The following is a 9,505-nucleotide window of genomic DNA, read 5'->3' as shown; positions in this document are numbered from 1 at the left end:
CACGATTAAAGGCATGGAAGCCATTCGAGGATTATATAAGAAAACCCGAAAAGAAGGCACTCTCTTCGGGTTTTCGGTCTGTACTGAAATCAAGGTATTATTGGGAATCCCAGCTTAAATCATAGATACCGTAAGGGATTTTATTCTTTATTTAAAACTGTGCAACAGAACCGAAAATTTTAAAGCTAAAAATCAGTGGTTGGGAAAAGGTAATTTGCCTAAAAGTGGTAATATCATCTTTTTTGACTGGGATGGTGATTCTGTTAGCGACCATGTAGGAATTGTTGAGAAAGTAGAAAATAACATTGTTTACACAATTGAAGGTAATTCAGGAGACAAAATTGCTAAACTAAGTTATGAAAAAAACAGTCCTTATATCATGGGATATGGGACACCATAATCAAATTCTTTGATACATTAAAATACAATCTTCATGAAATAAAATAAAAAAGCTCTTATCTCCACAAATATGTTAGAGGTAAGAGCTAATTCTAATAACTGTCTTTTAATTATTAACTTCTTAATCCCTTTCCTTTATCTACTAAATAATAACAAATTGCATAAAGAACGATGATAAAAAGGATTAATATTGTAATTGAAACCATAATTGGTACATCTGTCGTTCCAAGAAATCCATAACGAAATCCTGAAATCATATAAACAATTGGATTAATTTTCGATACTGCCTGCCAGAATGGCGGCAACATTGAAATGGCGTAAAATACACCACCTAAATAAGTTAATGGCTGTAAAACAAATGTTGGTACAATTGAAACATCATCATAAGATTGTGCAAAAACACCATTAATTAAGCCTGCTAATGAAAATAAAATTGCAGTCATCAATAATGTAATCACCACAATAAACCATGAATAAACATGAAGTGGAACAAAAAATAGAGAAATGACTGTAACCAATGTCCCAACTAAGATACTCCTACCCAGTCCACCAATAACAAATCCCCAAATAATAACATGTGTGGGTACAGGTGCAACTAATAGCTCTTCAATATTCTTTTGGAATTTTTGAGAAAAGAAAGATGAAGAAACATTTGCGTAAGAACTTGTGATTGCAGACATCATAATTAAACCTGGTACAATAAATTCCATATAGGAGAAGCCGCCCATATCACCAATACGACCACCAATCATTTTTCCAAAAATAACAAAATATAATGAGGTCGTAATAACAGGAGGCACTAAAGTTTGTACCCATATCCGTAGGTAACGGTTGGTTTCCTTAACTGCTAAGCTTTTAAGTGCTGTAAAGTAGATACTAAACATTTTTCTCCTCCTTTTGATGTTTGTCTTCGGTAATTTTTAAGAACAACTCTTCCAATCTATTTGATTTATTGCGCATAGAAAGAACCTTGATATTTTGCTGATTGAGCTGCTCAAAAATATTATTAACTCCCTGATTTCGTTCAACTTCTATAGCAAGTGTTAGATCATCTTCAAAAAAGTGCTTATAACCTTTTATCACAGGCTTTTTGTCGTAGCTATCTAAATCAAAAATGAAAGTCTCATATTGTAGTTTTGATAGAAGTGCTTTCATACTTGTATTCTCAATTAGCTCACCTGATTGAATAATTCCAATGTTACGACAAAGCATCTCTGCTTCTTCTAAATAATGAGTTGTAAGAATGATTGTTGTGCCACTTTCATTTAACTCTTTTAAAAATGCCCACATTTCTCTTCTAAGCTCAATGTCCACTCCAGCAGTTGGTTCATCAAGAATTAGCAGACGTGGCTCGTGCATTAATGCTCGAGCTATCATAAGTCTTCGTTTCATCCCTCCAGATAACATACGGGCACGAACGTTTCTTTTCTCCCATAAATTGGACTGCTTCAAATACTTTTCACTACGTTTCAGTGCCTCTTTTCTTGAGACACCATAATATCCTGCTTGATTTACTACAATTTGTTGAACCGTTTCAAACGGATTAAAATTAAATTCCTGCGGCACAAGACCAATCTGTTGCTTTGCTCGCTCTAAATCATTATCAATATCATAATCAAAAACCTTCACTTGACCAGCAGTCTTATTAACAAGTGAGGTAATAATTCCAATTGTTGTTGATTTTCCAGCACCGTTTGGACCTAGCAGTGCGTAAAAATCTCCTTCTTCTACAGTTAAATCAATACCACGCAGCGCCTCAACACCGGTCGCATATACTTTTTTTAAGCCTTTTAAATCTAGTGCATAGCTTATTTACTCATTACCTCCTTACTTATATTTCTTTTGTCAAAAAACAAATGCAGTCAAGGTGCAACTGCATTTGCGACAAACTATTTTTTGTCTTCTTTAGCTTTAGATTCTCTTTTTTTAGCTAAAACATATAGAACCACAACAATTATAACAAAATTTACAAATATACCAACATTTATTTGATAGTTTAATAGTTTGGCAGCGAGGAAAGCTCCCAAGATACCAGCAAGTCTTGCCAACGCTCTTTTTTCTTCTGTCATCTATTTAATCCCTTCATCATTAAATCAGTTAGAGGCGAGCATTTGGGCAATTATCTGGTAATTTTTATTTCCTCCAGATAAATTATAGACTTCTTTAAATCCTTCGTTTAACAGGATATTTTGAGCAGCATTTCCAGTTACGCCCTTATTACAATACGTGATTGTTGTTACATTTTTATCTAGCTCCGCCACTCTATCACGTATTTCTGCTAATGGAATATGGATAGCCCCTTTAACACAAGAAATTTCATATTGTTTTTTGGAACGAGTATCAATAATTTGCAGTTGTTCTCCACTTGCTTGTCGCTCAATCAATTCAGTTGGGGTCATTAAAGGTGTTCCATTGCTTATTGCATTATCTAACGCCATTCCAGTATAAAGAACGGGGTCTTTCGTTGTCGCAAATGGTGGTGCATAAGCAAGATCTAAATGGAACAAATCTTCTGCTACTGCACCAAATGAAATTGCAGTGGCAATTACGTCAATTCGTTTATCTACACCTTGCTCTCCAATAATCTGAGCTCCAAGAATTCTCCCGCTACTTTTATCTGCTAAAGCTTTGATTGTCAGCTCTTTTCCACCTAAGTAGTCCGCATGATCTGGCTTAATATTATAAAGAATAGCTGTCTCTAATCCTTCTAATTTAGCTTCTTTTTCTGTTAAACCAGTATATGCAACCGCTAAATCAAAAACTCGAACAATACCAGTTCCTAAAATACCACGATGTTCCAGTGTTCCTCCTGTGATGATATCACCAGCAATTCTACCCATCTTATTAGCAGTTGATCCAAGTGGGCGATATATTGGTTTATCTGTAATGACAGAATAGCTCTCAGCAACATCTCCTACCGCATAAATATGTGGTACCGTTGTCTGCATTTTCTTATTCACTTTAATCGCACCAGATTTTCCCAATTGAATAGTTGTCGATTGAATAAGTGAAGTATTCGGAGTAACACCAGCTGCAAGAATGACTAAATCCGATTTGATTGTTTGCTCTTGATTGGTTGCTAATTCAGTAATGTAGCCATCCTTCTCCATTACTTTTGTGATCGTTGTATTCAATTGAAGCTTAACATGATTTTTTTCAAGCTCCTTTTGGACACGATAAGCCATATCAGCATCCATTTGTTTCATGACTTGATTGCCACGTTGAATAATAGTTACCTCTATTCCTTTATGAACCAATTGCTCTGCCATTTCTAATCCAATAAAGCCTGCACCAATAATTGTGGCTTGTTGCGGCTTTTCTTTTTCAATAAATGAGTGAATTGCAGCAGCATCTTGAATATTACGAACACGAAAAAGATTTCTATTGGCTTGTTGTGCTTTAAAAATCTCTGGCACAATCGGTTTGGCTCCTGTTGCTAAAACCAATTCATCATAGGATTCGGTTTTCTTCTCCTTTGTTTGAAGATTCTCAACCTCAAGCGTTCGAGTTTCAGGATGAATAGCTGTCACTCGATGCTCTGTAAAAATATCTACATTATAGCGCTTCTTAAACCATGCAGCATTTCTAGGGGTCAACTTATCTAACTCTTCAACTTCCTCCCCTATATAATAAGGAATCCCACAAATTGAATAGGAAATATCCTTATCTTGGTCATAGACAACAATCTCTGCTTCCTCTGTATTTCGTCTAGCCTTTGCAGCCACACTTGTCCCAGCTGCTACTGAACCAATAATCACAATTTTCATAAAGATGCCTCATTCCTTTTTTAAGTTTGCTTAAAATATTTTTGCTTAAATTTCAATGCTACATTTACTAAACCAATCAAAACCGGAACTTCCACTAGTGGACCAATTACTGCTGCAAAGGCTTCCCCTGAATTAATACCAAATACGCCAACTGCTACCGCAATTGCTAATTCAAAATTATTGCTCGCTGCGGTAAACGATAATGAAGCTGCAATTGGATAACTGGTTCCCATACGTTTAGAAATAAAGAATGAAACAAAGAACATAAGGACAAAATAAATGAGTAATGGAATGGCAATCCTTACTACATCCATTGGAAGTTCAATGACTTTTTCTCCTTTAACGGAGAACATCACAACAATTGTAAATAATAAGGCAACCAATGTAATTGGACTAATCTTAGGAATGAATTTTTCTTCATACCATTTCTTTCCTTTTTTCTTTATTAGAATCCAACGAGATAAAAAGCCTGCAATGAAAGGAATACCTAAATAAATGAAAACACTTGTTGCAATCTCACCCATTCCAATTGAAACAGCATGCGTTTCTAAGCCTAACCATCCCGGAATAACTGTCACAAAAATATAGGCAAACACTGAATAAAAGATAATTTGAAAAATGGAATTGAACGCCACTAATCCTGCCGTATACTCATTGTCCGCTTGAGCTAAGTTACTCCACACAATCACCATTGCAATACAACGAGCCAGACCAATCATAATTAACCCTACCATATACTCAGGATAATCATGTAAAAAGACAACAGCTAAAATAAACATTAAAATGGGACCGACAATCCAGTTTTGGAAAAGTGATAATAATAAAACCTTCCAATCTTTAAAGACACGCCACATCTCTTCATATTTCACCTTAGCTAACGGTGGATACATCATTAATATCAAGCCTATCGCAATAGGTATAGAAGTTGTTCCAACTTCCAGTTTATTTATTCCTGTCACAACCTCTGGTACAAAATAACCTAATCCAATCCCAAAACCCATTGCAAGAAAAATCCAGAGGGTTAAATAACGATCTAATAATGATAATTTTTTTGTTACACCTGCCACAATCAACATCTCCAAGTAATAAATTTAGTCTTCTTAAACTAGCTTCTTAACGATTGAGGTAACTCATTTTTTTGAAACCATCCAACTGTACTATTCGCAACTTTAACTAATAGCAACATGACTGGTACTTCAACTAATACGCCCACTACTGTTGCTAATGTTGCCCCTGACTGTAAACCAAATAGTGAGATGGCTACTGCTACAGATAATTCAAAGAAATTACTAGCTCCAACCATGCCTGCCGGAGCAGCAATCGAATGAGGCAACTTCCAAAAGCGCGCCCATGTATACGCAATAGCAAAAATCAATAGTGTTTGAATGGTTAGCGGAATTGCAATTAAAAGAATGTGCAGTGGATTATTCAAGATTCTTTCACCTTGGAAAGAAAAAATAATCACTAGCGTTAAAAGCAACCCAATAATTGTAACCTTATCAAATTTCTTTAGAAAGACTGTTTCAAAATAATGAAGTCCTTTATTTTTTATAATGACTGTTCGAGTGACAACACCTAAAAGAAGTGGAATCACTACGAATAAAACAGTCGATAAGATCAACGTATTAATTGGAACAGCTACATTTCCAACACCTAATAAAATAGCAACGATTGGCGCATACAACACTAAAATAATTAAATCATTAATCGCAACTTGAACCAATGTATAAGCTGGATCTCCTTTAGTTAAGTAACTCCAAACAAAGACCATTGCAGTACAAGGTGCCGCACCTAACAATACAGCTCCTGCGACATATTCTTTGGCTAAATCATTTGGGATAATCCCTTTAAATACAACGAAAAAGAAAAAAGCTGAAATGGCGTACATTGTAAATGGTTTAATTAACCAATTCACTGTACAGGTTACAATCAGACCTTTAGGTTTCTTAGCTGCATTAACAATACTAGTAAAATCTATTTTCAACATCATCGGATAGATCATCAACCAAATTAAGATTGCTGTTGGAATAGATACTTGATAATACTCGAATTTCCCTAAAGTTGCTGGAACAGCTGGCAAATATTTCCCAATTAAAACACCCGTAACCATACACAAAGCCACCCAAAGCGTTAAATATTTTTCAAATATTCCCAATCCTTTTTGTTCTTCTTTTTCCATCATCATCTTCCTCCATCATAAAATTCAAATAAGTGCATGATAGATAGAAAAATTTCTATCTATCAATAAAAAAAATAAAATGCTTCTAATTCAATATATTGTGTAGTGCTTCTCCAGAGATTTCTTCTGCATGCCATTCTACAACCCCATAATGATTATTAGATAATTCTGCTACTTTATCAATCCATGTATTTTCATTTTGTGCTCGGGCTAGTAACATTGGATTTGTTGTACCACTTGTTAACATACTGTTATTCACGACCCACCATGTATGAGCAATGCCTGCTCGATCCAAGTCTTCCTGTAGTCGCATAGATTCATAAACAGGTGTTGTTTCAGGTAAAGTGACCATGACCACTTCGGTTTCTTTTCCATCTTGCAAACGAGGTAAGAGACGTTTCACTGATTCTGGTACTTCACCAGATGTCCGCTCTACTTCTTTATGGTAGCTTTGGGTAGAATCAAGTAATAGTAATGTATGTCCTGTTGGTGCGGTATCAATAACTACCACATCACAATCGGCATCATCCACAATCTCTGCAAAAGCTCTGAATACAGCGATTTCTTGTGTACAAGGCGAACGTAAATCTTCTTCTACATAAGCAACATCATCTGGTGACATCGTTTCACGAGCCTTGCTTAATACTTCTTCTGTATAATCTGCTAATTCCTTGTCCTCATCGATATGACTCACCTTGATTTGATCGGATTCAGAAATCACAAATTGTAAATGAGCAGCTGGATCGGTTGTAGCCAAATGAACTTTCTTGCCTTTATCTGCTAAACCAGTGGCAATTGCCGCAGCAATAGTCGTTTTCCCAACGCCACCTTTACCCATTGTAAAAATCACTTTTTTACCAGATTGATGCAACTCATTCACGATGTCTTTCAATCTAGGAAATGCTCTTGGTGTGACTATTTCAGTTAAAAATTCACCTTGATTGGATTTCAACAATTGGCGTAGATTTTCAACACCAGTCACATTGTAAGAACGTAAAGGAATACTGTACTCAGGAAAAGCTTTCAAACTCTCTGGCATTTGTGCCAACGCTTCTTGTTGTCCATCATAAATCAATTGAGATACTTTATCTGTTGCTTCCTCTAAGACGCCATTCACTAATAAGACTTGATTTTCAATGCCTATCTCTTGTAATTCTTTAGAAGCTCGATCTGCTTCTAAAAGTGGTGCCTTTTGTGGTCTTGTTACAAGCATTAAAGTTGTTTTTGCTCCATCAGCTAATGTGGCTACAGCATGCTCATAAATTTCCTTTTTATCACCTAAACCAGATAATTGACCTAAGCAAGAGGCTCCTGTTGTATTTTCATCCATAAAATTACTCCATGCAGATGGTAACTGTAACATTCTTAACGTGTGACCTGTTGGGGCAGTATCAAAAATAATATAATCATACTTTTTCTCTGCTTCTGGATCAGTTAAAAAACCAGAAAATTCATTAAATGCAGCAATCTCTACTGTACAAGAACCAGATAATTGTTCCTCCATATTCGCTAAAGCAGAATCAGGTAGTTTCCCTCTAAATGGTCCTACAACACTTTCTTTATAGTCATCAGCTGCTGTTACAGGATCAAAATTTGCTACAGTTAATCCCGGAACTTCTGGAATTTCTTTCCCTTTATTTGTTAATTCTGTTTGAAAAACATCTTGTAAATTACTTGCTGGATCGGTACTGACTAACATAACTTTTTTCCCACTATCTGCTAAATAAGTAGCAGTGCCACAAGCAGTCGTTGTTTTACCAACACCTCCCTTTCCTGTAAAAAATAGATACTTTGTTAATGGTAGCTGATCTGGTTGGTACAATTTCATGTTTGGTTTCCTCCTTTAAATTTAACATCATCATTCTAAGCAGTTGTTACTTTCTTTGTAGCTGTTACTCTCCCTTTAACCTCACAAGAACATGCAGCATTATCAATCGTATGACAAATACAGTCATCTGTGTTTTGAATGATTGTTTGAATGACACCAGATAATACTTTCATATTCTCCGCATTCAATGAATAATTGTGCCATGTCCCTGATTTTCTGGCTTGAACAATCCCTGCATTCATTAACACTTTCATGTGATGGGAAAGTGTTGGTTGTGTAAATTCAAAATGCTCTAATAAATCACATGCACAACGCTCACCACAAGAGAGCATATCCACAATTTGAACCCTTTTTGGGTCTCCTAATGCTTTAAAAACTTTTGCTGTTAATTCATAATCCATCTTTCATCCCACCATACATAGAAGTTCTTCTATATATAATATAGATGTTCATCTATCTATTGTCAATAGATTCTGTCTCACTTAATAAAAAAGCCTATGAGAATCTCTTCTCATAGGCATTAGTTTCTTCGTTTTAGCAACATCCAGATGATGGAGAGCAGCAACTATTTGATTGTTCTTCTTTCTTATCCTCTGAGAAATTAACACCAGTATAGACACTAAACTCCTCATTTGACGGATAACCAGCCATTTTCACAATTTCACCATCTAATAAAACAACTGGTAGTATGTCGGCTCCTTTAGACTGTAACAACTCTCCAATTTTTTCATTTTCTACGAATGCCGCAGGATTACCTGTTAAATTAAAACGCTCTACTTCTACACCATCGGCTTTTTCCAATGTTTGAATAATAGAGGAAACTCGAAGCAATTCCGTATCTACTCCGGGACCACAAACTCCTGTGTCACAACACATTGCTGGTTCGTACAACGATACTTTACTCATTTTACATAACTCCTTCTTTTTGTTTTGTATTCAATATCTGATGTATTAATTCTTGAAATTCTTCAATGTTCTCTGTTACCAGAGAATAATATTGCCATTTGCCTTCTTTACGTGCGGTTACTACTCCCGCCTCAATCAAAACCTTCATATGATGTGATAGTGTCGGCTGAGTAAAATCAAAATTATTCAAAATATCACATGCACACTTTTCACCAGTTGAAATCATATCTAATATTTGAAGTCTATTAGGCTCTGCAATTGCCTTCATAATTTTTGATAATCCTAAATAATCCATATTCTCACCTCCACATAGATATTCATCTATATTTAATATAGAACTTTATCTATGTTTTGTCAATGAGTAGTTATATTCGGTTCTGTTGCAAAGTTTTAAATCTACTATCAGATAAGGTAGAATAATAGAAA

Annotated in this window: 11 protein-coding genes; 1 reads left to right on the top strand and 10 read right to left on the bottom strand. The window is 35.4% G+C overall.

Features of this window, described 5'->3' with window-relative positions:
* Positions 1–157 precede the first annotated feature (157 nt).
* The gene (locus CUS89_RS15745) at positions 158–400 is read left to right on the top strand and encodes a CHAP domain-containing protein (protein ID WP_104872791.1); all 243 of its coding nucleotides are present in this window, start codon (positions 158–160) and stop codon (positions 398–400) included.
* Positions 401–512: 112 nt separating this feature from the next.
* Here the strand turns inward: CUS89_RS15745 and CUS89_RS15740 are convergent, their stop codons facing one another.
* The 10 genes from CUS89_RS15740 to CUS89_RS15695 all read right to left on the bottom strand — a co-directional run bounded on the left by CUS89_RS15740 (position 513) and on the right by CUS89_RS15695 (position 9,374).
* Entirely contained in the window at positions 513–1,283 is a 771-nt protein-coding gene (locus CUS89_RS15740; RefSeq protein WP_002415744.1) for an ABC transporter permease, read from the bottom strand.
* Positions 1,276–2,211, bottom strand: coding sequence for an ABC transporter ATP-binding protein (locus CUS89_RS15735; RefSeq protein ID WP_002372158.1), 936 nt, complete (start codon positions 2,209–2,211; stop codon positions 1,276–1,278). Before CUS89_RS15735 ends, CUS89_RS15740 begins: the two co-directional genes overlap by 8 nt.
* Positions 2,212–2,288: 77 nt before the next feature.
* Positions 2,289–2,468, bottom strand: a complete 180-nt coding sequence (locus CUS89_RS15730) for a hypothetical protein (RefSeq protein ID WP_002333374.1) — start codon at positions 2,466–2,468, stop codon at positions 2,289–2,291.
* A 24-nt stretch (positions 2,469–2,492) separates the two neighbouring features.
* Positions 2,493–4,166 carry an FAD-dependent oxidoreductase gene (locus CUS89_RS15725; RefSeq protein ID WP_002333375.1) on the bottom strand — a complete coding sequence of 558 codons (1,674 nt, stop codon included), beginning with the start codon at positions 4,164–4,166 and terminating at the stop codon, positions 2,493–2,495.
* Between the two features lie 20 nt (positions 4,167–4,186).
* A complete protein-coding gene (arsB, locus tag CUS89_RS15720; RefSeq protein ID WP_003744449.1) occupies positions 4,187–5,242 on the bottom strand; it encodes an arsenite efflux transporter membrane subunit ArsB in 1,056 nt (351 codons plus the stop codon).
* A gap of 29 nt (positions 5,243–5,271) precedes the next feature.
* On the bottom strand, positions 5,272–6,351 hold the full coding sequence (arsB, locus tag CUS89_RS15715; protein WP_221180421.1) for an ACR3 family arsenite efflux transporter: 1,080 nt from the start codon (positions 6,349–6,351) through the stop codon (positions 5,272–5,274).
* Between the two features lie 79 nt (positions 6,352–6,430).
* Entirely contained in the window at positions 6,431–8,173 is a 1,743-nt protein-coding gene (gene arsA / locus CUS89_RS15710; RefSeq protein WP_002409705.1) for an arsenite efflux transporter ATPase subunit ArsA, read from the bottom strand.
* Between the two features lie 35 nt (positions 8,174–8,208).
* Complete coding sequence (arsR, locus tag CUS89_RS15705) at positions 8,209–8,574, bottom strand: As(III)-sensing metalloregulatory transcriptional repressor ArsR (RefSeq protein WP_002367032.1); 366 nt, start codon at positions 8,572–8,574, stop codon at positions 8,209–8,211.
* Positions 8,575–8,707: 133 nt separating this feature from the next.
* Positions 8,708–9,079 (bottom strand): arsenite efflux transporter metallochaperone ArsD, encoded by a 372-nt coding sequence (gene arsD, locus CUS89_RS15700; RefSeq protein ID WP_000049327.1) that lies wholly within the window; start codon positions 9,077–9,079, stop codon positions 8,708–8,710.
* A gap of 1 nt (position 9,080) precedes the next feature.
* Positions 9,081–9,374, bottom strand: coding sequence for an ArsR/SmtB family transcription factor (locus tag CUS89_RS15695; RefSeq protein ID WP_104872790.1), 294 nt, complete (start codon positions 9,372–9,374; stop codon positions 9,081–9,083).
* Positions 9,375–9,505 lie beyond the last annotated feature (131 nt).

Origin of the sequence: Enterococcus mundtii (genome assembly GCF_002947535.1) — a bacterium.
In the GTDB taxonomy this organism is placed as follows: Bacteria; Bacillota; Bacilli; order Lactobacillales; family Enterococcaceae; genus Enterococcus_B; species Enterococcus_B mundtii_B.
Note: the sequence above shows the minus strand (reverse complement) of the source record. Positions and strands in the feature narration are given on the sequence as shown.

Coding starts and splice junctions, on each gene's coding strand:
- CUS89_RS15740 (WP_002415744.1), bottom strand. CDS start 1,283: ATGTTTAGTATCTACTTTACAGCACTTAAAAGCTTAGCAGTTAAGGAA.
- CUS89_RS15730 (WP_002333374.1), bottom strand. CDS start 2,468: ATGACAGAAGAAAAAAGAGCGTTGGCAAGACTTGCTGGTATCTTGGGA.
- CUS89_RS15725 (WP_002333375.1), bottom strand. CDS start 4,166: ATGAAAATTGTGATTATTGGTTCAGTAGCAGCTGGGACAAGTGTGGCT.
- arsB (WP_003744449.1), bottom strand. CDS start 5,242: ATGTTGATTGTGGCAGGTGTAACAAAAAAATTATCATTATTAGATCGT.
- arsB (WP_221180421.1), bottom strand. CDS start 6,351: ATGATGATGGAAAAAGAAGAACAAAAAGGATTGGGAATATTTGAAAAA.
- arsA (WP_002409705.1), bottom strand. CDS start 8,173: ATGAAATTGTACCAACCAGATCAGCTACCATTAACAAAGTATCTATTT.
- arsR (WP_002367032.1), bottom strand. CDS start 8,574: ATGGATTATGAATTAACAGCAAAAGTTTTTAAAGCATTAGGAGACCCA.
- arsD (WP_000049327.1), bottom strand. CDS start 9,079: ATGAGTAAAGTATCGTTGTACGAACCAGCAATGTGTTGTGACACAGGA.
- CUS89_RS15695 (WP_104872790.1), bottom strand. CDS start 9,374: ATGGATTATTTAGGATTATCAAAAATTATGAAGGCAATTGCAGAGCCT.